This is a genomic window from Mucilaginibacter aquariorum, from assembly GCF_024498135.1.
GTDB classification, from domain to species: Bacteria; Bacteroidota; Bacteroidia; order Sphingobacteriales; family Sphingobacteriaceae; genus Mucilaginibacter; species Mucilaginibacter aquariorum.
In genome coordinates this window covers 1,324,275-1,351,272 of record NZ_JANHOH010000001.1, presented here as the reverse complement: position 1 = coordinate 1,351,272, position 26,998 = coordinate 1,324,275, and the positions used below count along the sequence as shown (strand labels likewise).

23 protein-coding genes are annotated in these 26,998 nt (G+C 40.6%); 9 read left to right on the top strand and 14 right to left on the bottom strand.

Annotated features, from left to right (window positions below; translation table 11 throughout):
• The first annotated feature begins 137 nt into the window (after window positions 1-137).
• A complete protein-coding gene (locus tag NPE20_RS05870) occupies window positions 138-380 on the top strand; it encodes a DUF1456 family protein (protein WP_256537678.1) in 243 nt (80 codons plus the stop codon).
• Here NPE20_RS05870 and NPE20_RS05865 read toward each other — a convergent pair whose 3' ends face one another.
• The 11 genes from NPE20_RS05865 to spt all read right to left on the bottom strand — a co-directional run bounded on the left by NPE20_RS05865 (window position 381) and on the right by spt (window position 12,099).
• Window positions 381-953, bottom strand: a complete 573-nt coding sequence (locus NPE20_RS05865) for a CAP domain-containing protein (protein ID WP_256537677.1) — start codon at window positions 951-953, stop codon at window positions 381-383.
• An 83-nt stretch (window positions 954-1,036) separates the two neighbouring features.
• Window positions 1,037-1,813 carry a hypothetical protein gene (locus NPE20_RS05860; protein WP_256537676.1) on the bottom strand — a complete coding sequence of 259 codons (777 nt, stop codon included), beginning with the start codon at window positions 1,811-1,813 and terminating at the stop codon, window positions 1,037-1,039.
• Between the two features lie 231 nt (window positions 1,814-2,044).
• Window positions 2,045-2,983, bottom strand: a complete 939-nt coding sequence (locus NPE20_RS05855; RefSeq protein WP_256537675.1) for a phosphatase PAP2 family protein — start codon at window positions 2,981-2,983, stop codon at window positions 2,045-2,047.
• Complete coding sequence (locus NPE20_RS05850; RefSeq protein ID WP_256537674.1) at window positions 2,976-3,602, bottom strand: sterol desaturase family protein; 627 nt, start codon at window positions 3,600-3,602, stop codon at window positions 2,976-2,978. Before NPE20_RS05850 ends, NPE20_RS05855 begins: the two co-directional genes overlap by 8 nt.
• A 5-nt stretch (window positions 3,603-3,607) precedes the next feature.
• On the bottom strand, window positions 3,608-4,192 hold the full coding sequence (locus NPE20_RS05845) for a DUF4833 domain-containing protein (protein WP_256537673.1): 585 nt from the start codon (window positions 4,190-4,192) through the stop codon (window positions 3,608-3,610).
• A 14-nt stretch (window positions 4,193-4,206) separates the two neighbouring features.
• Window positions 4,207-4,920, bottom strand: a complete 714-nt coding sequence (locus tag NPE20_RS05840) for a CDP-alcohol phosphatidyltransferase family protein (protein ID WP_256537672.1) — start codon at window positions 4,918-4,920, stop codon at window positions 4,207-4,209.
• A 27-nt stretch (window positions 4,921-4,947) separates the two neighbouring features.
• Complete coding sequence (locus NPE20_RS05835) at window positions 4,948-7,497, bottom strand: DUF5686 and carboxypeptidase-like regulatory domain-containing protein (RefSeq protein ID WP_256537671.1); 2,550 nt, start codon at window positions 7,495-7,497, stop codon at window positions 4,948-4,950.
• A gap of 13 nt (window positions 7,498-7,510) precedes the next feature.
• The gene (locus tag NPE20_RS05830) at window positions 7,511-7,882 is read right to left on the bottom strand and encodes a GtrA family protein (RefSeq protein ID WP_256537670.1); all 372 of its coding nucleotides are present in this window, start codon (window positions 7,880-7,882) and stop codon (window positions 7,511-7,513) included.
• A 274-nt stretch (window positions 7,883-8,156) separates the two neighbouring features.
• Window positions 8,157-9,479 (bottom strand): inositol-3-phosphate synthase, encoded by a 1,323-nt coding sequence (locus NPE20_RS05825; RefSeq protein WP_256537669.1) that lies wholly within the window; start codon window positions 9,477-9,479, stop codon window positions 8,157-8,159.
• 230 nt (window positions 9,480-9,709) lie between these two features.
• On the bottom strand, window positions 9,710-10,828 hold the full coding sequence (locus tag NPE20_RS05820) for a GNAT family N-acetyltransferase (protein WP_256537668.1): 1,119 nt from the start codon (window positions 10,826-10,828) through the stop codon (window positions 9,710-9,712).
• A gap of 53 nt (window positions 10,829-10,881) precedes the next feature.
• The gene (gene spt, locus NPE20_RS05815; RefSeq protein WP_256537667.1) at window positions 10,882-12,099 is read right to left on the bottom strand and encodes a serine palmitoyltransferase; all 1,218 of its coding nucleotides are present in this window, start codon (window positions 12,097-12,099) and stop codon (window positions 10,882-10,884) included.
• Window positions 12,100-12,460: 361 nt separating this feature from the next.
• Here spt and NPE20_RS05810 point away from each other — a divergent pair, with 361 nt between their 5' ends.
• The 4 genes from NPE20_RS05810 (at window position 12,461) to NPE20_RS05795 (ending at window position 19,199) form a co-directional block, all read left to right on the top strand.
• Entirely contained in the window at window positions 12,461-13,816 is a 1,356-nt protein-coding gene (locus tag NPE20_RS05810; RefSeq protein ID WP_256537666.1) for a TolC family protein, read from the top strand.
• A 73-nt stretch (window positions 13,817-13,889) separates the two neighbouring features.
• Window positions 13,890-15,008, top strand: a complete 1,119-nt coding sequence (locus NPE20_RS05805) for an efflux RND transporter periplasmic adaptor subunit (protein ID WP_256537665.1) — start codon at window positions 13,890-13,892, stop codon at window positions 15,006-15,008.
• An 81-nt stretch (window positions 15,009-15,089) separates the two neighbouring features.
• Window positions 15,090-18,269, top strand: coding sequence for an efflux RND transporter permease subunit (locus NPE20_RS05800; protein WP_256537664.1), 3,180 nt, complete (start codon window positions 15,090-15,092; stop codon window positions 18,267-18,269).
• 372 nt (window positions 18,270-18,641) lie between these two features.
• Complete coding sequence (locus tag NPE20_RS05795) at window positions 18,642-19,199, top strand: hypothetical protein (protein WP_256537663.1); 558 nt, start codon at window positions 18,642-18,644, stop codon at window positions 19,197-19,199.
• 140 nt (window positions 19,200-19,339) lie between these two features.
• Here NPE20_RS05795 and NPE20_RS05790 read toward each other — a convergent pair whose 3' ends face one another.
• Window positions 19,340-20,533: a pyridoxal phosphate-dependent aminotransferase gene (locus tag NPE20_RS05790; protein ID WP_256537662.1), complete on the bottom strand. Its 1,194-nt coding sequence runs from the start codon at window positions 20,531-20,533 to the stop codon at window positions 19,340-19,342.
• 301 nt (window positions 20,534-20,834) lie between these two features.
• On the opposite strand from NPE20_RS05790, the gene NPE20_RS05785 reads away from it, so the two are divergent.
• Genes NPE20_RS05785 through NPE20_RS05770 form a run of 4 tightly spaced genes read left to right on the top strand, consistent with a single transcriptional unit; the run spans window position 20,835 to window position 24,119 of the window.
• The gene (locus NPE20_RS05785) at window positions 20,835-21,809 is read left to right on the top strand and encodes a cation diffusion facilitator family transporter (RefSeq protein ID WP_256537661.1); all 975 of its coding nucleotides are present in this window, start codon (window positions 20,835-20,837) and stop codon (window positions 21,807-21,809) included.
• Window positions 21,802-22,248 (top strand): NUDIX domain-containing protein, encoded by a 447-nt coding sequence (locus tag NPE20_RS05780; protein WP_256537660.1) that lies wholly within the window; start codon window positions 21,802-21,804, stop codon window positions 22,246-22,248. Before NPE20_RS05785 ends, NPE20_RS05780 begins: the two co-directional genes overlap by 8 nt.
• Window positions 22,245-23,510, top strand: coding sequence for an adenosylmethionine--8-amino-7-oxononanoate transaminase (gene bioA, locus NPE20_RS05775; protein ID WP_256537659.1), 1,266 nt, complete (start codon window positions 22,245-22,247; stop codon window positions 23,508-23,510). Before NPE20_RS05780 ends, bioA begins: the two co-directional genes overlap by 4 nt.
• A 3-nt stretch (window positions 23,511-23,513) precedes the next feature.
• Window positions 23,514-24,119 carry a hypothetical protein gene (locus NPE20_RS05770; protein WP_256537658.1) on the top strand — a complete coding sequence of 202 codons (606 nt, stop codon included), beginning with the start codon at window positions 23,514-23,516 and terminating at the stop codon, window positions 24,117-24,119.
• 57 nt (window positions 24,120-24,176) lie between these two features.
• On the opposite strand, the gene NPE20_RS05765 is transcribed toward NPE20_RS05770, so the two are convergent.
• Together NPE20_RS05765 and NPE20_RS05760 are read right to left on the bottom strand one after the other, a co-directional pair.
• The gene (locus tag NPE20_RS05765; RefSeq protein WP_256537657.1) at window positions 24,177-24,824 is read right to left on the bottom strand and encodes a DUF4412 domain-containing protein; all 648 of its coding nucleotides are present in this window, start codon (window positions 24,822-24,824) and stop codon (window positions 24,177-24,179) included.
• 73 nt (window positions 24,825-24,897) lie between these two features.
• Window positions 24,898-26,991, bottom strand: a complete 2,094-nt coding sequence (locus tag NPE20_RS05760; protein ID WP_256537656.1) for a ComEC/Rec2 family competence protein — start codon at window positions 26,989-26,991, stop codon at window positions 24,898-24,900.
• Window positions 26,992-26,998 lie beyond the last annotated feature (7 nt).

Genomic DNA, 26,998 nt, shown 5'->3' with positions numbered 1-26,998 from the left:
TGAAAAAACGGCCGTCCCGACGGAATTGTTGGTTTTTAAAATAATGAACGATGTTCAGATGCGTTCCATCCGGAGCGGCGGTGAAGTGGGAAATTTGATTTGCACCCTAACTCAAAAACTATATTTATATTTGCATTATGAGCAATAACGATATCATGAAAAAGCTTCGCGTGGCTTTGCAGCTGCGTGACGACCAGATCATCGAGATACTGAAACTGGCTAATTTCCGCACTACAAAAACTGAATTAAGCGCTATTTTCCGTAATGAAGACCACCCCAACTTTCAGCCTTGTAAAGATCAGTTGCTACGCAATTTTTTAAATGGGTTGGTATTGCACCTGCGCGGCCCTAAGGTAGAGAAAACCGAAAAGCCTGAATAGTTAATGTTCGGGCCCTCTTTGTATCAAACGGTATTTGCCGCTTTTAATTAGTTTCTGCTGTTCTGCGCTGAAAGCTTCGCGGCCGCCAAAATCCTGGACCCAGTATTTGTCATGCTCGGCAACGCCCACTTCTTTAAAGCCCGGGTTCATCAGGTTACGGCAATGACCTTCGCTTTTAAACCATCCGGCCATTACTTCGGGGATGCTGGTTTGTCCAAAGGCAATGTTCTCGCCAATCATAAAACTTTTCCATCCTTTATAAATATAGCCTGCGGTAATAATGCGGGTGTTCATGGTACGGCCGTCCTTACTTTCATGGCTAAAGTATTTTCGCTTAGCCATATCCCTGGCATGGCCTTTAGCAGCCTCTTCCAGGTCATTGTTCCAGGTTAGGGGCGGGGCAGGGGGCATATAAGTATTGCCGCATTTGCACCCTTTTGCACGGGTTTCGTTTATCAGGTCTAAAAAATCCTGTTTAAAAGAGGCGTAATCATCGGCGCGATTTGCCAAAACAAACGAACTGAAAGCAAAAACCGATATAGCAAGTAAAGCACCTAAAAAGTATTTTTTCATGTTAGTATTAAGACACTACTAACGTGTTAGGGTTTAAATAGGTATAAACCATCTGAAATTTTTAATGAGGATACTATGAGTTATTATAACGAAGCCAGTTTTTTAACAGGAATGACCTTTGCCGGTTTTTTTGTTGCAACTAACGCCTTTTTCTTTTTACTTACAACAGGCTTTTTATCTTTTACGGTTGTGTTATCAAAGGTGATGATAACAGGTTTTGTTTCGTCGCGTTGCATTTGCTGCGCTATTTCGGTCGCGCGTTTTTCGGCTGCATCACCTTTATCATAGTCCTTTAGCCGGTTATACAGGTAGGCGTAGTTCTGTTGTACAACAGCTTCTAAAGCAGGCAGCTTATTAGCGGTCGACCATTTTAAAGCTTCGTTCAGATCGCGCATGGCCATTTTGTACTCTTTTAACTCCATTTTAATGGCCGAAAGTTTCACCAATGAGCTAATGATGTTAGGGATATCTTTTACCTGGCGGGATATTTTATTTGATTGCAGCGTAAACCACTTGGCCTCGCTGAATTTACGCTGTGCTACATAAACCCGTGCAAGATCGTCAAAACTACCTCGCATACCGGTAGTGTCTTCATAATAGCTATAATTATGCAGGGCCAGCAAGCTATAATGTATAGCTTCTGTTTGGTAGTAAGCTTTTAAATTACGGTTGGGTTGTCTATCAAATTTTAGGTATTCGGCAGCAATTTGAGTGTAGATGGCACCCTTTAAAGTATCGTTAGTAGTAAGCTGAAGTTTTTGCTTAAGGCTGTCAATGCTACTGTTCTCATCGACATGCGCATGCGCGATAAATGTGGTAAAGGCTAATAAAAATGTAATAAGTATAAAAAGTTTTTTCATCTGTTTACAGATTTCAAATAAGTATGCTACACTGTATTCAAATTTTATGCCCGTTATTGCTAATACTTTATCGCGGGGGTATGCAAGTTACAATAAAGAACCCTAATAGTATAATAACTTTGATTTATAGCTACTTACAGCGTAAATAAATAGATATTAACACTGCTGATTTTGTTAACAGTTAAAAAAAAGTAGTACAATATAATGTACATAGTAAACAATTTGCTACAATTATTGTATTACGCTTTCGTAACGATTAAGGAACCTGTTAAAGTAAACAGATGCAGATTGCGCCCAGTTGAAGAGAATAATACCCAGGCCGGCACAAACAATACCGGCTAAAACATCAAGCACGTAATGGTGGCTTGCGTATACCGCAGTAAACCAAATGCCCAGCATTACCACCCCAAAAAACCAGTTAATAAGCCCTAAGCGGTTCTTTATACCGTAATACAACACAATAACCGGGTAAGATGAGTGCAGCGATGGCATGGCCGCAAATACATTAGAGCCTTTTGAATAGATAGATTTGAATAAATTGATATTGAAATATTTATCGAAACGTGCCAAACCGGCGGTATTACCCTGTGTTAGCGGATGAAAATTAAAACCGTGGAACTGGATATACCAGGGCGGTGCAGCCGGATATGCATAATAAACAATAAAACCCAGCATGTTCACCAGTACAAAGGTTAAGGAGAAGTACAGGAACTGGCGTTTATTTTTAAAGAATAAGAAAGCGGCAAAGGCAAGGGGTACGGGTATCCAGCAAAGATAGAAGAGGCCCGCCATTACATCTACAAGGTTGGTGCTTTTAAGGCGCAGGTATTCGTTAGGGGTAAGGATATTGTCATGAAACTGTATGCCGAACAAGCTTTTTTCGGCGTTATAAAGGCCGCCAACGGCTACATCATTGTAATTATAATTAGGGAATGCCTTCATGTAATCAAAAATGATCCAGTAGACAATAAAGATGGAAAAGCCTAATATAAACTTGCGGGTTATAGCTGATGCATAAAACAATACGTTAAATATGCCCAGTAAAATTAACTGGTCGGTTTTAAAGCCAACCAGAATATACGATAGAAGGAGGTACGCGATGGATATACCGGTAACAATACTTACACTTTTTGTATTGATATGTATATCATCGCCAATAGCATTAGCCATTCTGCTTTTTAATGAAATCTGAATTAAATATCTTGTCCCATAGCGGGGAGCTTACACCGTAACCTTTGGTAGGGTCCTGGTAGTGGTGTAGCATGTGGTGTTGTTTAATGGTTTTCCAGAATGCGCCTTTAAAGTTAAAGTGGTGTATGGCATAATGCGATATATCATAAACCAGGTAGCCTAAAATAAAGCCGGGGAAGAAACCAAAAATATAGTTTGCAGGCAGCAATGCATCAAACAAAAAGTAAAAGCCGGTAGCCAGCGGGATACTTGCCGATGGCGGCATCACCAGGCGTTTTGCATCGCTTGGATAATCGTGATGTACACCGTGGAAAATAAAGTGCAGGCGTAATGCCCACTTTTGCTTTGGTACAAAGTGGAATACAAAACGGTGCATAATATATTCGGTAAGCGTCCATACAAACAGGCCGCCTAAAAACAGCCAGATGTAGTTTAATACACCAATTTGCTTATCGTAAGCAAAGTAACTTGTAACCAAAATTACCGGTACAAAAATTATAATAGGCACAAAGTAGTGCACTTTTGATAAGCTTTCTAAAAAACTACTTTTAAACATTCTCACAGATTCCTGTGAATTTGAAACAAAATTCTTAGCCATAACACTTAAGGTTTAAAACGTTCTACAACCTCTTTTCCTGTAACAGGGTCTGTACCCTTCATTTCTACAAAAATAATATTTGGTGACCACATCGAACCTCCTTCAATTTGAATAAAAATATTTTGAAGCAAAATCTGTTTTTTGGACACTGTTGCGAAGATATGATATTTTCCGTCCGCTGACGCCATTAAAGTAAGCGGAATTTTTTTGTATGACATAATTCTGATATCATACTTATCATTACCCAATGGATCTGATGTTACCCCGTATGCAAATTTACGTTGTATGTAGCTTAATTCCGCAGGCTCTCCGTTTCCTTCCGCATATCTTAACCAATAAACCCTAACAGGTGAGTCCTGGTTGGGCTTGCCTGTCTTTGGATCAATATTAACGTCGTAAGATAACGCGTTAGTATTGGGCGATCGCTGTAAATAAAACAGGCGTTTTGCGTTTGGAGGTGGCGCAGGATAAACCTTGCCATTCTGATCCGTACGTACTTTAATTGTATCTGTTTGTAATACCCGATAAGGTTTTATAACCGTAGTTGCGTTATTGAAGCTCAATACGGCAACAACAGTTATTAGTAACATTAACGGGGCTTTGATCATTCTTCTTTTTCAGACAATGCTTTTTTGGCATTCACCAGCCTTTTAAAAGCTGTTAAATTTGTTAATACAGCAAGTATTGTAATGGGAAAGGTAAAGATAGACATGGTTTCGAACACATGCCATTTAATACCCGGGATATACATTTTATAATCGCCGCCAAGGTATGACGATGCCACACCACATGCAATAGCGCAAACCCCGATGGTAATAACGCGTTCGGGGCGTTGCATCAAGCCGCCTTTAGAGTCAACCCCAAGGCCTTCGGCACGTGCACGAACATAACTTACCATCATGGAGCCAATAAGCGCTATAAACGCGAATATCGAGCTTAAAAAATAGTGATGAGCTACAAGGTAATAGCATATCCCCAGGAACATGATGAGCTCGCTGTAACGGTCAAGTACTGAATCATACAATGCGCCAAAAACAGATTTCATATTACCCAGGCGGGCTACCTGCCCGTCGAGCATATCAAACAATCCTGCAAACAATATTAAGCCGCCTGCCCAGCCTACATAGGTGAAATCGCCACGGTTGCCATCCTCGGCCCCTATAATAAATATGGCTGCAACACCAACATTTAAAATAAAACCTATAGATGTTACTGCGTTAGGTGTTAACCCTACTTTTATCAGGAGCTTAACAAAAGGATCGATAATTTTATATATCCCCAGTTGCAAACTTGTGCGTACTGATGTTTGTGGTTCCATTAGCTATAAAAATAAATAAAATTAATATTAAAAATCAAACTTAATCTTCACACGTATTCCCCAATCGGCAATGCCCGGATGGTCCAGATACGTAAACCTCTTCACCATATCAACCCGTATAAATTTAAAAATGTTTTCGACGCCCACACTTCCTTCCATATAAGGGGTTTTGCCTAAGGCATAAGTAATAGGTACGCCGTTCTCATCAACAGGGAACTGATACAGGTTTGGATGTATTGATGGCGTGCTCTGCGCACTTAAACCACCGTAAAGCATTTTAAACGAAGCGGTTTCGCGCCATTTTAATTTTTTAAACAACGGGATCTTATTAAAAAAGAAACCCCCAAAGTGCTGATCGATGGTTACTGCTACCGAGTGATCGCTCACAAACTCCAAAAAGTTCATTAGGTTGTACGAGGCCAAAACGTAAGCAAATGTTTGGTTGGCCCGGTGTATATTTAGTAAGGGGTATGGCACCTGGCCAAAAGTTTTCGATGCCTCAACTATAACATTGGCAAAACCGAACGGCGCAATATAAAAACGTTTATCGCCACGGAAATCAAATTTACGGTAACCGTATTCGCCGCCAAGTAGGTTTTTAACCCCCAATGTAAAATCTAATGATAGGATAGGGTATTGGTTAATAATAGGCGCACGGAAAAGCTTGCCCTGGTAAAACTGTTCGTTTGGCGCATAACGTATCCCGGCGGTAAGTTCTGAGGTAGTTAAAGTCTGGAAAGTAGCGGTGCCTTCTGTGTTAATAAAAGGATATAAACTACCTGCAGGCGTTTGCATAAGTTTTCTGAAGCCCAGGGTATAAGAAAAATGGTTCTCGTATTCTTTTATGTAATCTATCCGGTACGAATCATTGTATAGGTACTTGTCGTTTTTGCCACGTTTAAACGATAGCAGGAAGTTATCTTCCTGGGTAAACGCCAGTTCCTGGCCGGGTATTTTAGTATCGCGCTGAAAGCTTGCGCGGATGTAATTCTGCGGAAACCTGTAAATACTCTTGTTGTTTAACGAGTAGGTTGTGGCGAAAAGGTATTTCCATTTATCATCCTTAAAACCATAGGCCCCGTACGATTCAAAGAAAATGCGTTTACTAAAATCGGCTGTGGTACGGCCGCCTACACGCAGCCTGAAACCCTCAATAGGGTTAAAGCTGTAGAATGTACTTGCGGGGCCAATTTCAAATTTGCCAAAGTTTTTAAAACCGGCAAACAAAAGGTTGATGATGTCCGCCGTTCGCCTGAACGATGGCATGTGCACCAGGCTGTCAATATTTTTATAAGTTTTTGCTTCGGCTGTTGAAAGTGTATCTAAGCGGTTTTCGGTCCAAAAACTTTCCGGGCGGTTCTTTACTTCCTCATCTTGAAGCTCGGGTCTTGCTTTATAAAGGGTATCGGGGTGTGGTTTGTTTACCTCATAGTTTTTGAGTGTTAAGGTACGGGTACCAAACATCCCGCTTTTGCGCTTGGCGGTTATTCCAAAATCGGCAAAGGTGTTGCTTCTGCTCAGGTGATAACGGCCATCAGGGTTCAGTTCAAAATCTTGGTCAACGTGCATGCTGCGCACAAAGTTAACGTTGATGTTTTTATTGATCTCCAAGCCTGCTTTTTGCACAGCATAGTTGCCATCAAGGGTGATGTATATTTCACCTTCAAAAAGTATATCGTTTGTATTACGCGGTGTAAAGTTTAGCTTAACAAGCTTTTTGCCCGTATTAAGTGTAATGGTATCTGTGATAAAAAATTTGTAAAAGGTAGGGGCGCTGTTGGCTATAGGGCTTAAAAACTGCCTGCCTAAAAGCATAATGCTGTTATCGTAAATATCCACCTTTTCGTAAAGATGCTTAAAGTACTGGCCAACACCTTCACTATCAAAACCCGGCCCAAAATCAACCGATTTTTCCCCAAGTACTACGGTACGTGTAGCTTCGGGAGATTTACGGTAATAAACCTGCGATAGCCTTTCTTTCAGATAGATAGGCAACAAGGTTTTACCCGGGTAGCTTAAGCTATCTTTATTCTCAAAAATGAACTTGTATTTTCTGAATAGCCTTTTTTCTTTAACCTTATCAGCTATATTGCTGAGCGAGAACTGCATTTTGTCGTACTCTTTATACTCAACAAACGGATAGCTTTCGGGGCGATTTTTATCTTTATTCTCGATAACCTTACGGATCAATGCAACTGCGGGATTATCGTTATTGTATTTTGCTTTTTTGGTTGTTTTAATACTAACCTCTTTCAACTGCGTTGATAAAGGGATCATCCTTATATTAATTACCTGTTCTTTACCGGGCAATACATTATAGGTAGCATCTTTATAACCTATGTAGCTTACTTTAATTTGTGTATAGGGTTGGGTTGTGCGAAGGGTATAATCGCCGTTGGCATCGGTAGTGGCACCAATTGTACTGCCTACAAAAGAAACAGACACATAAGAAAGGCCATTTTTATTGCTACCATCGGTAACCTTGCCGGTTACAACAGTGGTTTGCGACCAGGCAGCAACACTTATTAATAAAAATAGTACAAGAAATATATACTTATACGTGTATTTAAAATTCATTAACCTTATTCAATTATGCAAAAACAAACTTTTTTTGAAGGAAGTAGTTATAAGTTACCCCAACTGAAAACGAGACTAAAACCTTTGAAATTTTGTAATCTAACCCCACATAATGTGTAATCAAAAATACGCCACCTGTGTTAAGGGCTACATTGCCACCCCATACTACCATGTATTTAACAGCTTGTAGAGGGATAGTTTTTTTACGCTTTTTAAATACCCAAACCCTGCCTAATGCAAAGTTTGCAACGCCCCCAACAATGGTTCCGATCAAGCTTGCTTTAACGTACCAAAGGTAAAAAAATTCCTTACAGACTATTGTGGTCAAAAAGTCAAATAAGGACGCTATAAAGGATGACGCCTGTGCCCTAACAAATGTTGCCATTCACGTATTAAAAATGCCCGGCTTACTATGTTCTTGATCCAGCCGTAAGATCTTTATGTTAATTTTAATATCAGCTAAGTAGACATTATAATATAACTATTGTTACTATCTACGTAAAAAATACTAAATCAGTATAATACAAAACAAAAATACCCTTTGAAGGGGTAAGTTTTCGGTCGCGAATATCGTTATTTTAAACCTAAATAATTTGTAAATAAAAAAACTGGTTACCGCCACCTAAGGCAATAACCAGTTTTTAAGAGTTATAGTATGTTTACTGACCAGCAAACATATCGTCATAATAGTCTAGGCCCAGATGCGTGATCAGGTCTTCGCCCATTAAATAACGTAAGGTGTTCTCCAATTTGATCAATTGTTTGAAGATATCATTCTCGGCATGTAAACCTGGCGCAGTTTGCGGCGATTTAAGGTAGAATGATAACCACTCCTGTATACCGCTCATGTTAGCACGTTTAGCCATATCGCAAAATAAAGCTAAGTCTAACGCGATAGGCGCTGCTAAGATAGAGTCGCGGCAAAGGAAGTTGATTTTGATCTGCATTTTGTAGCCTAACCAGCCAAAAATGTCGATGTTATCCCAGCTTTCTTTGTTATCGCCATGCGGAGGGTAGTAGTTGATACGGATCTTGTGGAAGATCTCGCCGTAAAGCTCAGGATTATCCTCAGGGCGTAATATATCTTCTAATACACCAAGTTTTGAAACTTCTTTAGTTTTAAAGTTATCCGGATCATCAAGAACCAAACCATCGCGGTTACCCAAAATGTTGGTAGAGAACCATCCGTGTACACCCAGTGAACGTGCTGCTAAACCTGGTGCTAAAACAGTTTTCATTAAAGTTTGGCCTGTTTTAAAATCTTTACCTGCGATAGGAGTTTTGGTTAATTTAGCCAATTCTATCATTGCAGGGATATCAACGGTTAAGTTAGGGGCGCCGTTAGCAAAAGGTACACCTAATTTTAAAGCCGCGTATGCGTAGATCATACTTGGGGCGATGCGTTTATCATCATCTAACAAAGCCTGCTCAAATGCAGCAAGTGTTTCGTGAATTTCAGAACCTTCGAAGTAAACCTCGGTTGAACCACACCATACTAATACTACGCGGTCTAAACCGTTATCTTTCTGGAAGTTTTTAATGTCTTCCATAACTTGTTGTGCAAGTTCATGACGGGTACCGGTTTTAATGTAAGTGCCATCAAGGTTTTTAGCATAGTTTTTATCAAATGCAGCCTTCATTGGTTTGATTGATTCTAAACCTTCTCTAACTGAATCTAACAGATCGCGCTCAAGTACTTTGGCATTTACCGCAGCCTGGTAAACGTTATCTTCGTACACATCCCAACCACCAAAAACGATATCGTTTAAGTTAGCCAATGGTACAAAATCTTTAATTTTTGGATGACGGGCTTCGGTACGTTTGCCTAAACGGATGCTTCCCATCTGGGTTAACGAACCTATAGGTTGTGATATACCTTTCTTCACGGCTTCAACGCCGGCAATTAATGTAGTAGCTACTGCGCCTAAACCCGGAATCAATATACCAAGCTTACCTTCAGCAGGTTTAATGTTAATTTTCATTACTTGTTGTTTGTTTTAAGGATAATGCAACTATCAAAACCAATTATTTGGTTAATGATAGTTGTTTAGTTTACTGTTTGCATATATAGTAGTGACTAATCACTGTTACTATTATTTTAGTGCAATTAAAGTAGATAGGGGTAACTTTAATTGTGGGGCAAAAGAATATAAATTTTGATTGAAAAAGCTATAATTCTATAAAGTTTACAGGCAGATGAATATTGGGTGTATTATATCGGCTTTTCGTAGATCCTGTATGTTTTATACTGGTCGCCACCAATAGCTTCAATAGCACGGTTAACCATATCATTATTTTCAAGCGTCCACGATGCTTCGGCATATTTTAAGCCCTTGCGCCTGTACTCTTTAATAATACTGCCATATAAAGATGCTTCTATACCTAATTTGCGGTAACCATCAATAACACCCAGTAGCATAATACGTATACCGGTTATCTTCTTTTTGTTGAGTAACAATTTAAAGATACCAGTAGGCAGTAAGCGGCCTTTTTTAATAGTTTTAAGGATCTGGTTAATATCTGGTATAGCCACACCAAAACCAACAATTTTACCATCCTGCTCTGCTACTAAAGCAAAATCAGGATCAAGTATCATTTTAAGGTCTTTAGCGGTATAGTCAAATTCCTCGTTGGTCATCGGGAAAAAGCCAAGGTTTTTATCCCATGCCTTGTTATATACATCGCGCAGGGCGTCGGCCTCCTGCTTAAAGTTCTTCAAATTTATTTTGCGGATAACAACGTTGCTGTTGCGTTTTAAACGCTCCTGCAGCATATCCAGCATTTTTAACGATTTATCGTTGTAATTCTGGCCATCCCAATACCAGGCTAACAGGTCGGTTTGTTTTTTGAAACCGGCATTCTCCAGCAGGGTAACATAATATTCCGGGTTATAGGTCATCATTACCACCGGCGGTTTATCAAAGCCTTTAACAAGCAAGCCGCAGGTTTCGTTAGTTGATGGGTTTACCGGGCCCGCAATTTTTTCGGCACCTTTTTCCTTTAACCACTTTATAGCGGTATCAAAAAGCAGGTTGGCGGTTTCCTGGTCATTGATAACATCAAAAAAACCAAAGAAACCATCGTTAACATTATTGAACTTGTTGTGGTTTGTGTTGTAAATAGCTGCAATACGCCCAACTATCTTATCCCCATCGTAAGCCAAAAAGGTTTGTAGCGACGAGTGCTTGTGAAAAGGATGCGTGGTTAGCAAGTCCTTTTGCGCTATAAATAATTCGGGTACGTAAAGCGGATCGTTCTTATACAGGTCATGCGGGAAGTCAATAAAAGATGCAAGTTCTTTTTTTGACTGTACCGGTACAATTTTTTTCATTGGAAAGTTAGGTTAATACCGGTACCATGCAGGCGTGATACCGGTATATAAGATTATATATTTTCTTTAATAGTACTATTACTATTAGTTACGCCTACAACTTTAAAAGCTTGTATCAATTTTTCTACAGCTTCATCTATCTGTGCAAATGTGTGGGTTGCCATTAATGAGAACCTTAACAATGATGAATCAGACGGAACAGCCGGGGATACAACCGGATTAACAAATACGCCCGCGTTTTGCAGGTAATTGGTTACCTGGAAAGTTTTTGCATTATCGCGTATATATATAGGTAGGATAGGGCTTTCTGATGCGCCGATATCAAAACCTTCATCAGATAATAATTTAACGGCGTAGTTAGTGTTGTCCCAAAGTTTTTGGATACGCTCTGGTTCGGCCTCAATAATATCAAGGGCAGCAATTACGCTGGCAACAGAACCCGGAGTCATACTTGCGCTGAACATTAATGAACGTGCGCGGTGTTTTATATAATCAATAGTATCGTAATCGCTGGCGATAAAACCACCTAATGATGCAAGCGATTTACTAAAGGTGCTCATAATAAGGTCAACCTGATCGGTTAAACCAAAGTGCGATGCGGTACCTGAACCGTTATGGCCAATTACGCCTAAACTGTGCGCATCATCAACCATAATATTAACACCATATTTATCGGCAAGCTCAACAATTGCTGGCAACTTAACAATATCGCCTTCCATGCTGAAGATACCATCAACAACAATAACTTTAACGGCTTCTTCGGGCAGCATGCTTAGCTTGCGCTCCAGGTCAACCATGTCATTGTGGGCATATTTAATAACCTTTGAAAACGATAAACGCGTACCATCAATAATAGAGGCGTGGTCGTATTCGTCAAGTATCAAATAATCGTTGCGGCCGGTTATGCATGATAATACGCCCAGGTTTACCTGGAAACCGGTACTGAATAATACCGCGGCTTCTTTACCAACATATTTGGCAAGGCGGTTTTCCAGTTCGATGTGAATATCAAGTGTACCGTTCAAGAACCTTGAACCTGCACAACCAGATCCGTATTTGTCAATTGCTTTCTTTGTAGCTTCTTTTATTTTGGGATGGTTTGTTAAACCTAAATAGGAATTTGAACCAAACATTAAAACACGCTTGCCATTAATGATAACCTCAGTATCCTGGCCCGATTCTATTGGCCTAAAAAAAGGATATAGGCCCTGTGCCCTGATCATATTTGCATCCTGGAACTGAGCAATCTTCTCGTGTAACTTTTTAACCATTTATAAACACTGCTTAAATTTTTTGTAAAAATACCATGAATAAGCTTATAACTTGCATGGAGAATGTAAAATTTTTACACACTACCTTAATAATGTGTTAATACACTGCGTAGTATGTTAAACTACTTCCATCAGGCAAATTAATTAAATTTTTTATTTATTCGCTACCACTATTTTACATTTTATTGGAAAAAGTTGAAAAACCGTGCCAATTATCATTCAATTCTCCTAATTAGGTAAAATTTTTGTTGTTTAGTTTTCAATTGAAATAGAATAACGTGATATTCGTGCTCCCTGTTAGTAACACGAAAATCCAGAAAATTTTCTGACTAATTTTCGCTAATGTCGCATTTAAGTCCTTATGAAAAAACTACACTACTTATTTATTTCTAATATATTACTTTTTTTGCCGGTTGCATTATTTGCCCAAACACCTGCCGATACAGCAACATCGGTAATAACCTTAAAGCAAAGCATTGATTTTGCCTTGCGCAATCAGCCGCAATTAAAACAGGCAAATATTGATGAGCAAATAAACGAACGCGATATTAAAATAAGTTTATCGGCCTGGTTGCCTCAAATAGGTACTACCGGCCAGTACCAGCATTATTTTCAAAGGCCAGCGCAAATTGCGGCCGGTGGTGGTACGGGCGGTACAGGGGGCGGAACACAGCCAAATTTAGCCATAGCACATAATGTATCTACTTTAGGGGTACAGGCCAGCCAGGTTCTATATAATAATGATGTATTGCAGGCGTCGCGTGCTTCAAAATACTCAAGGCAGTACTACAAACAAAATACCGAAAGCAGCAAAATAGATGTGGTAACTGATGTAAGCAAGGCATTTTACGATGTACTGTTATCACAACGCCAGTTGGATATTATTAAGGAGGATATTGTAAGGTTGCGCAGGAGCTTAAAGGATGCTTACTCCCGCTACCAGGCCGGTGTAGTTGATAAAACAGACTACAAACAGGCCACCATAGCGCTGAATAATTCGCTTGCATCACAAAAACAAACGCAAGAGGCTATCAAAAGCAAAACGGCTTTATTAAAACAGATCATGGGTTTTAACCCCGATAAGGCATTGGTATTATCATATGACTCGGCCCGCTTACAAGGCGAAGCCGTTATTGATACCAACCAGATATTAAATTATACCAACCGGATTGAGTACCGTTTATTGCAAACACAAAAAAACCTGCTTAATTTAAATGTATCTTATTTTAAATGGAATTACCTGCCATCATTATCGGCAATTGGAGGGTACAGTTTGGCCTATTTTAACGACAGTTTTTCTAAGATGTATAATAATGCGTACCCTACATCATTCGCAGGCTTATCTTTATCTATCCCCATTTTTACGGGAGGGAAGCGTTTGCAAAATTTAGCAAAAGCCCGTTTACAGGTACAGCGCACCGATCTTGATCTGGAGAACAGCCGTAATGCTATTAATACAGAATATGCACAGGCGCTGGCCAATTACAAAAGCAATTATAATAACTGGGTAATACTAAACGATAATGTAGCGCTGGCCAAGGATGTATATAAGGTAGTAGATCTGCAATATCGCGAAGGGATAAAAACCTATCTGGATGTGATTGTATCGCAAGCAGACCTGCGCACAGCCGAACTAAACTATTATAATGCGCTGTTCCAATTATTATCAAGTAAAATAGACCTGCAAAGGGCTTTGGGTACACTGCAACCCGAGTAATAGTATATAATTAGTATCAGTGTTTTAACTGATGAAAACTTTATCAACATTGAAAAAACGACAACTTACAATAATGAAAAATAAATATACCTACTGTATTGCCGCTATAGCTTTACTAACAATTTCGTCCTGCGGTAATAAAGCCAAAAAGCAAGATGCAGCACTACCACCAACACCTGTAAATGTCATTGAGGCTAAAAAGGCCGACGCTTTATATTATGATAGATACCAGGGAACTGTTGTTGCCTTAAATTCTGTTGAGCTGCGCAGCCAGGTTAGTGGGTTTATAACCGGTATATTTTTTAAAGAGGGCGATGTGGTAAAAAAAGGCGCACCCTTATATGAGATAGATCGCCGTAAATACGTAGCGGCTTACGAGCAGGCCAAAGCAAACTTGCTTAGTGCAAAAGCTAACCTGAGCAAGGCACAAAAGGATATTGACCGTTATAATATGCTGTTAAAAAATGATGCGGTTGCCCGCCAAACGGTTGATCAGGCTACCGCCAGCTTTGAAACCAGCCAAAGCCAGGTTGCTGTTGCACAGGCAGGTGTTCAATCGGCAGCTACCGATCTTTCATACGCTACTATAAGGGCGCCGTTTACAGGCAGGATAGGGATATCGCAGGTTAAGCTGGGTGCCCAGGTTTCGCCGGGTACAACCTTATTAAATACCATATCAACAGGAAACCCAATTGGGGTTGATGTTGTGGTAAACGAACAAGATATAAACCGCTTTTATAAACTGCAAAAAGCAAGCACCGATACTACCTTCAGGCTGCAAACTTCTGATGGTACAACTTTTAATAAACCCGGAAAAGTATTTGCTATTGACCGCGGCGTAAGCGGCCAAACAGGTACTATAAAGGTAAGGATACAATTCCCTAACGCACAGGATGAATTGAAAGATGGAATGAGCTGTGTATTGCAGGTATTAAATGATAACTCGGGCAACCGGGTGCAGATACCTTACAAAGCTATAACCGAGCAAATGGGTGAGTTTTTTGTGTTTGTAGCACAGGATACCATTGCCGAGCAACGTAAAGTAACCATAGGCCAGCGTATTCAAAGTAATGTAATAGTTATGGATGGTATTAAACCGGGCGAAAAAATAATTACCGAAGGTTTCCAGCGCTTGCGCGATAAGGGCAAAATAACGCTTGGCCCACCGGCAGGTGCTGCCCCGGCTAAATAATACCGGCATAATATATCCTTATAAAGAGAAGCTATTAATGGGATTGTTTGTCCCGAAGAATTTTAAGCAAAATACAAAAGAATGATCGCAGATACTTTTATACGACGCCCGGTAACCGCTATTGTTATCTCCCTGGTTATCCTGATCGTTGGAATTTTGGCTATAATGAGCCTGCCTATTGGGCAGTACCCGGAAATTACCCCGCCTACAGTACAGGTAACCGGTAACTATACAGGTGCTGATGCTTTAACAGTAGAGCAAACTGTTGCCACACCGGTAGAGGTACAGGTGAACGGTACCCCCGGCATGACCTATTTGCAAAGTAACAGTACCAGCAACGGCCAAATGAGCATGACCGTTAACTTTGAAGTTGGTACCGATATTAATAATGCCGCGCTTGATGTGCAGAACCGTGTAGGTATAGCCCTGCCAACCTTGCCGCAAGAAGTACAGCGTTTGGGTATGATAGTACGTAAACGTAACCCAAGTATATTAATGCTTGTGGCCATGTTCTCGCCAAACGGCACACACGACGTTACCTTTACAGATAACTATACCAACGTATTTATAAAAGATGCTTTGCTGCGTACCAAAGGTGTGGGCGACGTGTTTACCCGTGCTGATGATTTTAGTATGCGTATCTGGCTTAAGCCGGATAAAATGGCCGCCCTGAATATGACTGCCGCCGATGTTACTGCCGCCTTACAGGAACAAAACGCGCAGGTTGCAGCAGGTACAGTAGGCGCAACCCCGCAAATGAAGGGGCAAACCTTTGAGTATACCGTGCTTGTAAAAGGCCGCCTTACCGATAAATCTGAATTTGAGAATATTGTAGTTAAAACACAGCCTAATAACGGCGCGGTAGTGCATTTAAAAGATGTAGCACGCGTTGAGCTGGGTAAGTTTAACTATGCGGGTAATTCGTATGTTGATGGTAAAAGGGCATCGTACCTGTTGATATACCAGGCGCCCGGTAGTAACGCTATCGAAACTGCTGATAATGTTACCGCTACAATGAACGAGCTAAAAAAATCATTCCCTAAGGATATTGATTTTGTGGTACCGTTCGAGTCTGTTACTGTGGTAAAGGTATCTTTACATGAGGTGATCGAAACTCTTGTAATTGCCCTTGCACTGGTAATTATAGTGGTGTTTTTATTCCTGCAAAACTGGCGTACAACACTTATCCCTGTGTTGGCCATCCCTGTATCTATTATTGGTACTTTCATTTTCTTTATACCGCTTGGGTTTACCATCAATACCTTAACGCTGTTTGGTTTTGTACTGGCTATTGGTATTGTGGTGGATGATGCCATTGTGGTAGTAGAGGCCGTACAGCATTATATGGACGAGAAGGGGATGTCGCCAAAAGAGGCCACTGAACATGCCATGCGTGATATATCCGCACCGGTTATCGCGATAGCATTGATCCTTGCCGCGGTATTTGTACCGGTGGGGTTTGTGCCGGGCATAGTTGGCCGTTTATACCAGCAGTTTGCTATAACCATAGCTATATCTGTATTGATATCGGCATTTGTGGCGCTATCGCTTACGCCGGCATTGTGTACCATATTATTACGCCCGCATAAAATTGATGAAAAATCAACCGGATTAAACAGGCTCTTCTTTAAGTTTAATCAATGGTTTGAAAGAATAACCGGCCGCTACCGTAACGCGGTAGACAGGGGCATTAAGCATTCTAAGTTTATAGTTATCATATTGGTTTGTATAGTAATTGGTACTATCCTGTTATTTAAGGGAAAACCATCAGGCTTTATTCCGTTGGAAGATGAAGGCCGTGTATACGTAACCTACGATTTGCCGGAAGGCTCATCAACAGAACGTACCGTTGCTGTATTACACGAGATGATGGCGGTGTTAGATAGCGTACCGGCCATAAATCATTACGCGGCGCTGGGCGGATTGAACGCGGTTAACTTCGCGACAAAATCTAACAGTGCTACCATATTTGTACAGTTAAAACCCTGGGATAAACGTGAAGACGAAAAAGACCAGTTAGACGGTGTTATAAAAACCATACAGGGTAAACTGGCAAGGTTTAAAGAGGCAAGCGTAGTAGTAATTTCTCCGCCGGCTATTCCAGGTTTAGGTAACACAGGTGGTTTCTCGTTCATATTACAAGAAAAAGAGGCCGGTGGCGATATCAAGAATTTTGAAAAAGTGTTAAATGATTTTGTGACTGCTGTTAACAAACGCCCCGAAATTGCAAAAGCATTCTCTTTCTTTACCGCCCATACCCCGGCTTATCAGCTAACTATAGATAGGGAAAAGGCAAAAAAATTAGGTGTGAAAATATCTGATGTAAACAATGCCCTGCAAACCTATATGGGGAGTTCTTATATAAACGACTTTACTGTTTACGGCCGTAACTTTAGGGTAGTAGCACAGGCTGATACAAACTACCGTACCAATATCCAAAACATAGGGCAGTATTTTGTACGTAACGAAGCCGGTGCCATGGTACCGCTTAGTACGCTTACCAGTTATAAAGTTATAGAGAACGCGCCATTAATATCGCACTATAACTTGTTCCGTTCGGCAGAAATTAACGGTAGCACCAAACCGGGTTACAGTAGCGGCGACGCTATAACCGCCCTAAAAGAGGTTGCCGCCGAAACCCTGCCGCAAGGTTATGGTTACGAGTTTTCGGGCTTAAGCCGCGAGGAGTTGTTATCGGGTTCGAAAACGGTTTACATATTTGCTTTATCAATAGGGTTTGTATTCCTGTTCCTGGCAGCTTTATACGAAAGCTGGTCGGTGCCGTTCTCTGTATTGTTAGCTGTACCGCTTGGTGCATTTGGTGCGATACTGTTCCTAACGTTTAAACCCGGCTTAACCAATAACGTATACGCGCAAATTGGTTTGATAACCCTGATCGGTTTGGCCGCTAAGAACGCCATTTTGATAGTGGAGTTTGCCAAAGAACGTGTGGATAGGGGTATGAACCTGGAAAAAGCTACACTCGAAGCCGTAAGGCTTCGTTTAAGGCCAATCATCATGACGTCGATGGCATTTATATTAGGTGTGTTACCATTGGTAATAGCATCGGGTGCAGGTGCCAAAGCAAGGCAAACAATTGGCTGGACAGTGTTCGGCGGTATGCTTGCAGCAACATCGCTGGCCATATTTATAGTGCCGGTGCTCTACTATATAATTACAAAATACTCCTTCGGTGAAGCTAAACTTGCCGAAATGGAGAAAAATTATAAACCCGACCCGGAAATTGATCCGGAAGTATAATATGAAAAGCTCCTTTTTAAGGGGCTTTTTTGTTTTAATACAGTTATACAGGCTATAGTGGCATGAAATACACATGAAAATTTAACTGTTACAACAACTGTTATATATATAACACCATACACTTTTGTAGTTAATCAAACACGTAAATCAGCTGATGCCGATTATAACGATATATTAAATTAAACCAATTACTCATTTACAAATAATGCAGCGACCATATTGATTATCAGTGTATAAATGGCTTTAACGGTTATAAAACACACATTTTTTTTCATTTTGTTACTATTATTTGTACAGAATACACCGCTGTGGCAAAGTATTTGATTAGTGGGGTGTATTACAATTAATATTTGTATTACTAAAAACACAACAATGAAAAGAATGACAAAATTAGTAGCCGCAGCATTTACAGCAGCCGCTATATTCGTAGGAACTAATGTAAACGCACAAACTATAAGTGGTAAAGGTGTACGCTTTGGAATAGGAGTAGAAGGTTTGTTACCAACAGGTAACCTGCACGACATATCTAATGTAGGCGTGGGTATCACACCACGGTTACAGTTTGGTGTAGCAGATAACATTGGCCTTACTTTAACATCGGGTTACTTAAATTATTTTGGTAAAGAATTAGGTAACTCAGGTGTAAAAACCAAATCTTATGGTATGGTTCCGGTTAAAGCAGGTATTAAAGCTTTCCTGGGCCAAAACGTTTATGTAAGTGGTGAAATAGGTGCTGCTTTCGAAACTTCAGGCTTTGGTGAAGTAAAAGACGGACCAGATTTCCATACTAACACCAAACTATTGGCATCACCAGGTATAGGTTGGGCTAATCAATCATGGGATGTAGGTGTGCGTTATGAAAACTACTCAGGTCAAAGCAATAACTTTGGTGCAGTAGGTTTACGTTTAGCTTACGGTTTCGGATTGTAATTTATAGACCAAAATTTTACTTAACAAAAAGCCCCTTGTCAATTTTGACAAGGGGCTTTTTTATGTTTTATGCTGTCATGGTGAGCTTGTCGAACCATTAGCGAACTACCCTTCGACAGGCTCAGGATGACTACTTGGTATTATACTAATTTGCCAAGCGCAGCTTTGATCCTTTTCATAGCTTCTACCAATTTATCTTCGGCAGCAGCATATGATATGCGAATTGATTTTTTATCACCGAAAGAATCACCGCCAACCGTGGCAACATGCGCTTCTTCCAGTAAGAAAATGCTTAGCTCGTCAGAGTCGTTAATGGTTTTACCATTATAGCTTTTACCGAAGAACGAAGTAACATTAGGGAAGAAATAGAACGCGCCATCAGGAAGATTCACTGTAATGCCCGGGATATCTTTTAATAAGCCGTAAACAAGGTCGCGGCGTTTCTGGAACTGGTCGCGCATTTGCAATACCGTTTCTAAACCACCCGTATAAGCGGCAACACCCGCTTTTTGGGTAATAGAGCAAGTACCGGAAGTTATTTGTCCCTGCATTTTATCGCAAGCAGCGGCAATTTCGCTGTTAGATGCGGTGTAACCAATTCTCCAGCCGGTCATGGCAAAAGCCTTCGACCATCCGTTGATGATAACCACACGGTCCTTAATGCTGTCAAACTGAGCGATAGATTCGTGTCCGCCTATAAAGTTAATGTGTTCATAGATCTCATCGCTCAGGATATAAATATTTGGATATTTTTCAAAAACCTTAGCCAGGCTTTCCAATTCTTCTTTGCTGTAAACACTGCCTGTAGGGTTACACGGCGATGAGAACATGAACAATTTAGTTTTAGGCGTAATGGCTGCTTCTAATTGTTCGGCAGTAATTTTAAAGTTATTTTCAACAGTAGTGTCGATGAAAACACTTACGCCTTCGGCAAGCTTCACCACTTCAGAGTACGAAACCCAGTAAGGGGTAGGGATAATAACTTCTTCGCCCGGATTTACCAAACATAATACCGCGTTAGCAATAGCTTGTTTAGCGCCGGTAGAAACCACAATTTGGCTATCAGTATAATCCAGGTTGTTTTCTGTCTTTAGTTTACCTACAACAGCCTTGCGCAGGTCTGGGTAGCCGGCAACAGGGGTATAGTAAGTAAAGTTTTTATCCATGGCCGTTTTAGCGGCCTCCTTAATATGTTCAGGGGTATGAAAATCGGGCTCGCCAAAGCTAAGGCTTATTACATCTACACCTTTAGCAGCCAATTCGCGGCCCATTTTAGCCATCTTAATGGTCTGGGATTCTGACAGGTTATTTATCCTGTTACTTAATGCGCTCATATATTGTTGTCTTATTGCGGCAAATATAGAAAATTTGTTTGCACAGATTTGGTCATTATGTTGAAAAGGAAGAATCTATAAATCAATGCTTAATAATTGACAATAGATTAATAAAAGTGTTGCAATGGGCGTTGCCTGCGGCCGGGCTTTACGCTCATACTGCGCAGGCATTAATCACAGGCCGGTATCCGCTTCAATTCCTAACGCGGGTTTACAACTATACCCAGAGCGATATGTTATACTTTTTACAAAATGCCAAAGCTAAATTTCCGTAAGTTTGGCCTCTCTAAAAGGGTTGGTTTTGAAGGAACAAAAAAGGATAATACTGATATCGCTAATTACCGGCGCTGTGCTGATGGTAATGAAATTTGGCGCCTATTTTTTAACCAACTCCAATTTTGTACTGACCGATGCTGCCGAAAGTATTGTTAACGTGGTTGCCAGCTCCTTTGCGTTCTTTAGCATCTATCTGGCATCGCAACCGCGGGATGAGAACCATCCGTATGGGCACGGTAAGGTAGAGTATTTCTCGGTGTTTATAGAAGGGGCGCTGATAGGGATTGCCGGTTTTATTATCATCATTAAATCAACCTACAGCATTTTCTATCCCGAGGTTATTCATGACCTGCTGCTGGGAGCGGTTATTATTGGTACAACGGGTGTAATAAACGGATTGCTGGGCTTTTACATGATCAATAAAGGCAAAATATTGCCATCTATCACCATTGAAGCCGATGGCAGGCATTTGCTCACCGATATGATTACCAGCTGCGGGCTGGTTATTGGTTTGCTGCTCATACATTTCACCAAAATATTATGGCTGGATAGCGCACTATCTATATTGGTAGGTTTGTACATTTTATATACCGGTTACAAGCTGATCCGCCGTTCGGTGGCCGGATTAATGGATGAAACCGATTTTATCATTATTAGTAACGTGGTAAAAGTTTTAGGGGAACAACGCCGCGACGAATGGATAGATATTCATAACCTGCGCGCGCAAAAGTATGGTAACGAATTACATATTGATTGCCACCTTACGCTGCCCAACTATTTCGATCTTAACCGGGTACATGAAGAAGTAAAACTGGTTGAAAAACTGGTAAATAAAAACGCGGGAATAGTAACCGAATTTTTTATCCATACAGACCCATGCCTGCCGTATTGCTGCCACTACTGCAGCATGCCTAACTGCCCCATCAGGAGTGAGGCAAAAAGAGAGGATATTCCGTGGACGATGGATAAGGTAATGCGCAATAAAAAACATTATGAGTAAAAAGTTTTTCAACGTACGTGTTTATGGCTTGCTGATAAACGATAAAAATGAAGTGTTGATCAGCGATGAGCAAGAGTATGGTATTCAATTCACTAAGTTCCCCGGTGGTGGTTTAGAATATGGCGAAGGATTAATTGAAGGGCTTAAGCGCGAGTTTGTAGAGGAATGCAATACCGAAGTTGAAGTAATAAGCCATTTTTACACCACAGATTTCTTTGTTAAATCGGCCTTTAACGATTCGCAGATCATCAGCGTTTATTACCTGGTAAAAGCGGTATCTGATCTGCGGTTCACTACCAAAACCATTGTGTTTGATTTTGATGGCGAGGGTAATGTTTTACAATCTTTCCGTTGGGTAAACTTAAGTGAACTTACTGTAGATGCTTTTACCTTTCCTACAGACCAATATGTTGCTGACCTTTTACTTAAAACAATATGAGCTTAGTTGAACGCGATTTACAGGTAATATGGCACCCTTACACACAAATGAAAACGGCCCAGCCGCCAATACCTATAGTTAGGGGCGAAGGCACTTGTTTATATGCTGAGGATGGAAAAAAATATATAGATGCCATTTCTTCATGGTGGGTTAATATCCACGGGCACTCGCATCCATACATTGCTAAAAAAATTGCGGAACAGCTATTACAATTAGAGCATGCCATATTCGCGGGTTTTACGCATCCTGGCGCCGTTGAGCTGGCCGAACGTTTATTGGCTATACTTCCGTCTAATCAAGCCAAAGCCTTTTATTCCGACAATGGTTCAACCGCGGTAGAGGTTGCTATAAAAATGTGCCTGCAATACTGGCATAACAAAGGTGAGCAGCGTACCAAAATAATAGCATTTAAGAACGCCTATCACGGTGATACTTTCGGGGCCATGTCGGTAAGCGGCAGAAGTGCTTTTACAGCGGCTTTTGATAGTTTATTATTTGAGGTTGAGTTTATTGATCTGCCTAATGCTAATAATATAGAGGCATTAAAGTCTCAGATCTCAGGTCTCAAATCTCAGATCTCGTCATTTATATTTGAGCCTTTGGTTCAGGGTTCGGCAGGGATGATCATGTACGAAGCCAGATATTTAGACGAGCTTATGGCACATTGCCGTACCGAGGGGGTACTACTTATTGCCGATGAAGTATTTACCGGTTTCGGGCGTACAGGTAAAGCATTTGCCTGCAACCATGTAGAAACCCAGCCGGATATTATGTGCTTCTCTAAAGGCTTAACAGGTGGCACCATGGCCTTCGGGCTTACTACCTGTACCCAGGATATTTACGATGCTTTTTTATCTGACGATAAAATGAAGACCCTGTTCCATGGCCACTCTTATACCGCTAACCCGGTAGCCTGCGCTGCAGCATTGGCAAGTCTGGACTTGTTCCTGGAAGCATCTACCCAACAAAATATAGATCGTATTGTTGCCAAACATGCAGCATTTGCAAAGAAAGTTAAAGGGCACAGATCCTTAAAAGCAACCCGCCAAACCGGAACTATACTGGCCCTGGAATGGGAAACGGGTAACAATACTTCCTATTTTAGCTGCTTACGCGATAAACTTTACCATTACTTTTTAAATGCCGGCATCATTTTAAGGCCTTTGGGTAACATTATTTACATTTTACCCCCATATTGCATTACTGACCACGAACTCGACTACATTTACGCTACTATTGAGCAAGCCCTCAATGAGATCTGAACTATGGAACTAAACACAATATTACCTAAAATAATTGCCGATAACCAGCTGCACGCGCGCTGGTTAAATACGCTATCGTTAATGGAAAATACGGGCGCCCGCAAGATATCGGCCAGTGAAGACCCGGCAACAGTTACCTATATTATTTTAAAGCATGCTGCCGAAGAGCATCGCCATGCTTTCTATCTTAAAAAACAAATAGAAAAAACAGGAAAGGAATTGCCAACGTATTCTTCGCAATACCTGATAGCACCGGCGTTTAGCAAATATTATTTGAATCAGTTAGATATCGATGTTTGCCGTTACCTAAAAAAAGAATTGCATTTAACAGGTGCCGAACTGCGCTTTGCGGCTTACCTGCTGGTAACCTATGCAATAGAAGTTCGTGCCGATGAATTGTACCCGATTTACCAGGACGCGCTTGACGAGGCGGGAAGCAAGGTGAATGTAAAATCTATCATATTAGAAGAAGAGGGCCACCTGGAAGAAATGATAAACCAGTTAAAACAATTTTCGCCCGATTGGGAAAGCCACGCGCAAAAATCTGTTGATATGGAAACGCGGCTATTTAAGGACTGGGTAAACAGTTTATCCGCAGAATTAAACTAAAAAACAAAGCCCGGTAATTAATAACTACCGGGCTTTAATACTATAAAACGGATTGGCTTAGTTACCGCCGCCGCTCATTGCTTTTAAATCATCTAAACTGATCTTCTCAAAATCAGATGGTATGCCAAAGGTACCTGCAGGTGCTTTTTGCTCAGCTATACTTTTAACAGTAACCTCTACCGACTGGGTGTCCTGGAAATTATAGTATTGTACAGGGAAACCACCAATTGTAGCATAATATTTTGCTATACCTGTTTGTGGGATCGAAACATCGTTGGTGATCCATATATCATAGCTTTTGCCGCTCTTGGCATCTTTCGCTACCACCTTTTTGCAATTAAAACCAGATATTACTTTGGTTTCGGTGCCGGGTGTGAAAGTGAAAGTTGGCAGTTTTGCCATAGCTTCTTCAACTTCGGCAGGCGAAGCTATAGCTGCCTTTTTAATGGAAGCAACGGCTACATCAACCAAAATAGCAAGCGACTGGCCTTTTGCATCAGTTAAGATCTTAATATTTGCCGGGCCTGCCGAAAATACAAGAGCAGCAGAATCAGCCCTGAAATAACTTTTGGTTTCTACTGCCTGGCCCTGCATTGTAGTGCCAATAGTAATAACGCCCTCTTTGTAAGCTTTTTGTGCACTTGCACTAATAGCTGTTGCGGTAAGGGCCATACCCAGGGCAACAGTAAACAATTTGTTCTTCATAGTTTTAATTTGATGGATACAATTTAGTGTGTAATTAACTCGTGTGCAAGTTTTTTTAAGATATTTTTAATTGTTAGTACCGATTAGATGTTATAATGAACGATTTGTTACGTTTTAATATTTTGTAATTTACCGGTGTATTTTTAATGTTTTCTTTAAATCCGGCAATATATTTATCAGAATTACTGGCGGCAATAATAAGCGTTTTGTTTTTAATAATGTTTGTATCAACAAAAGCATCATCACTTATATACAAATAATTAATAGCTGCTTGCTGCGGAATAGACTGTATTTGCGAGCTATCGTTTAACAGTAACAACTTTTTATTTTGAAAAGCCACCAGGTTACCCTGCTTCAACAGGTAGGGTAGATGTATGTTTTTATTTAATGAATATACCTTATAATCAGTTATCATACTACTATCCAAACCCGGTTGTATGGAGTATTTGAAGTTCTTATCGGTTTCGGGCAAATCAGTTAACACAACGCCCTGGTTGCCATCTTTAAAAACAATGCCGGCGTGTTTACGCAGATTTAAAAAAGTTAGGGATTGGGTATCGTTTACCCTGTATTGTTTCAGGCTGATGCTAACGCTGAATACTAACATGCAAGCAAGGGTAGCGCTGATCAGCCATTTCTTTTTGTCGTACAGAAAATAAAAAAGCAGGATGATGATCGCGTAAAGCAATAAATACTCAACAGTGTTAAGCCATATTTTGCCGATGCTGGCGTACGGGCTATGCTCTATAAAGGCCAGCGCTTTATTCATCAATAGGATCGACTGTTCAAGTACATAGCCTAATGCTTTAGAAATGTAAGGTATTTGCGGTAGTATCAGTAAAAGCAGCCCGCTATACATAATAACCATGATAGGAATGGCAATAAGCAGGTTGCTCACCAAAAAGTAAACCGGGAACTGGTGGAAATAATAGGCGCTCAGCGGGAAGGTAATAACCTGTGCAGCTATAGATACCGAGCACGCCAGCCATATTTTGTCGGCTATCCGGTTTTTAAAATTAAACCAGTTATATACAATAGGCTGAAAAACAACCAAACCGCCAACCGCAAGGTAGGAGAGTTGGAACCCCACATCGGTAAGTAAAAAAGGATCATACAATAACAACGCGAATGCCGACGCTGCCAGCAAATTCAAATTGTTTATATACCTGCTATAAGTTTTACCGGTGATAACCAAACTTATCATTACAGCTGCCCGGCATACTGCGGGTGAAAAACCTGTAAGTAAGGCATAAGCCCAAATCAGGGCAATGATAAGAATAGCCTTGAGTATACGGCCACGCTTATACCTGTTTAAAAAACTTAACATCCACCCAAGCAACAAATAAATAACAGCCACATGCCCGCCCGAAACTGATAAGATATGGATAGTCCCGGTTTTAGAATACGCCTGTAAAATATCATTGCTCAGATCGGCTTTATAACCCAGTATAAGCGTTGATGCCACCGCTATGGCGGTAGTATCCTGCATATTGGCCTTTAGCTTATTAACCAGGTTTTGTCGCAATTGAAGCGCATATGCAATTACCGGGTTGCCTTTGCCTGCTGTAATTATTTTATATTGTTTGGGATAAAAAAATGCCTGATAATGCACATTCTTATTTGCCAGGTACTTTTTATAATTAAACTCACCGGGATTATAAGGCGGGTCGACAGGAGCATATTTGGCAGGTATGAGTAGCTCTTCGCCGTAGAACAAATTTTTGGCCAGCTCATCTTTTATGCTGATAAGCAGTGTGCCGCTTGTTTTGTAAGCTTGGCCGTTGTTAATACTTTGTTTAATATCGGCTGTAAAGCGTACCAGGTCATCTTTTACCTTTGGTTCGGAGGTGATTATAGCTACAAACTGTTGGGCTGGTTTTTTAGAAAAATGATTGGCTTTATTCAGTTCGTTATGTTGGATGGCAACAAACCATCCCAACAAAAATAATATTACAGAAATAAGCACGCCGCCAAGCCAGCGTGCTTTGTAAACCCGCAAACGGGTATAAACTAAATTAAGGCCAATAAATAAAAGGCTAAAAACAATCAGCGCGGTTAAAGGGGGCGTACTATTGCTATTTAAACATAAAAGCGCGCCGTATATGCCTGCTAAAAAGGGGAGTATAAGTACAATAACAGGTATCTCACCTTTATGCTTAGCTATCATATTTTAT

What these genes read in the sequence shown, in the direction of transcription:
- NPE20_RS05870 (WP_256537678.1), top strand. Translation starts at nt 138, where the DNA reads ATGAGCAATAACGATATCATGAAAAAGCTTCGCGTGGCTTTGCAGCTG.
- NPE20_RS05865 (WP_256537677.1), bottom strand. Translation starts at nt 953, where the DNA reads ATGAAAAAATACTTTTTAGGTGCTTTACTTGCTATATCGGTTTTTGCT.
- NPE20_RS05860 (WP_256537676.1), bottom strand. Translation starts at nt 1,813, where the DNA reads ATGAAAAAACTTTTTATACTTATTACATTTTTATTAGCCTTTACCACA.
- NPE20_RS05855 (WP_256537675.1), bottom strand. Translation starts at nt 2,983, where the DNA reads ATGGCTAATGCTATTGGCGATGATATACATATCAATACAAAAAGTGTA.
- NPE20_RS05850 (WP_256537674.1), bottom strand. Translation starts at nt 3,602, where the DNA reads ATGGCTAAGAATTTTGTTTCAAATTCACAGGAATCTGTGAGAATGTTT.
- NPE20_RS05845 (WP_256537673.1), bottom strand. Translation starts at nt 4,192, where the DNA reads ATGTTACTAATAACTGTTGTTGCCGTATTGAGCTTCAATAACGCAACT.
- NPE20_RS05840 (WP_256537672.1), bottom strand. Translation starts at nt 4,920, where the DNA reads ATGGAACCACAAACATCAGTACGCACAAGTTTGCAACTGGGGATATAT.
- NPE20_RS05835 (WP_256537671.1), bottom strand. Translation starts at nt 7,497, where the DNA reads ATGAATTTTAAATACACGTATAAGTATATATTTCTTGTACTATTTTTA.
- NPE20_RS05830 (WP_256537670.1), bottom strand. Translation starts at nt 7,882, where the DNA reads ATGGCAACATTTGTTAGGGCACAGGCGTCATCCTTTATAGCGTCCTTA.
- NPE20_RS05825 (WP_256537669.1), bottom strand. Translation starts at nt 9,479, where the DNA reads ATGAAAATTAACATTAAACCTGCTGAAGGTAAGCTTGGTATATTGATT.
- NPE20_RS05820 (WP_256537668.1), bottom strand. Translation starts at nt 10,828, where the DNA reads ATGAAAAAAATTGTACCGGTACAGTCAAAAAAAGAACTTGCATCTTTT.
- spt (WP_256537667.1), bottom strand. Translation starts at nt 12,099, where the DNA reads ATGGTTAAAAAGTTACACGAGAAGATTGCTCAGTTCCAGGATGCAAAT.
- NPE20_RS05810 (WP_256537666.1), top strand. Translation starts at nt 12,461, where the DNA reads ATGAAAAAACTACACTACTTATTTATTTCTAATATATTACTTTTTTTG.
- NPE20_RS05805 (WP_256537665.1), top strand. Translation starts at nt 13,890, where the DNA reads ATGAAAAATAAATATACCTACTGTATTGCCGCTATAGCTTTACTAACA.
- NPE20_RS05800 (WP_256537664.1), top strand. Translation starts at nt 15,090, where the DNA reads ATGATCGCAGATACTTTTATACGACGCCCGGTAACCGCTATTGTTATC.
- NPE20_RS05795 (WP_256537663.1), top strand. Translation starts at nt 18,642, where the DNA reads ATGAAAAGAATGACAAAATTAGTAGCCGCAGCATTTACAGCAGCCGCT.
- NPE20_RS05790 (WP_256537662.1), bottom strand. Translation starts at nt 20,533, where the DNA reads ATGAGCGCATTAAGTAACAGGATAAATAACCTGTCAGAATCCCAGACC.
- NPE20_RS05780 (WP_256537660.1), top strand. Translation starts at nt 21,802, where the DNA reads ATGAGTAAAAAGTTTTTCAACGTACGTGTTTATGGCTTGCTGATAAAC.
- bioA (WP_256537659.1), top strand. Translation starts at nt 22,245, where the DNA reads ATGAGCTTAGTTGAACGCGATTTACAGGTAATATGGCACCCTTACACA.
- NPE20_RS05770 (WP_256537658.1), top strand. Translation starts at nt 23,514, where the DNA reads ATGGAACTAAACACAATATTACCTAAAATAATTGCCGATAACCAGCTG.
- NPE20_RS05765 (WP_256537657.1), bottom strand. Translation starts at nt 24,824, where the DNA reads ATGAAGAACAAATTGTTTACTGTTGCCCTGGGTATGGCCCTTACCGCA.
- NPE20_RS05760 (WP_256537656.1), bottom strand. Translation starts at nt 26,991, where the DNA reads ATGATAGCTAAGCATAAAGGTGAGATACCTGTTATTGTACTTATACTC.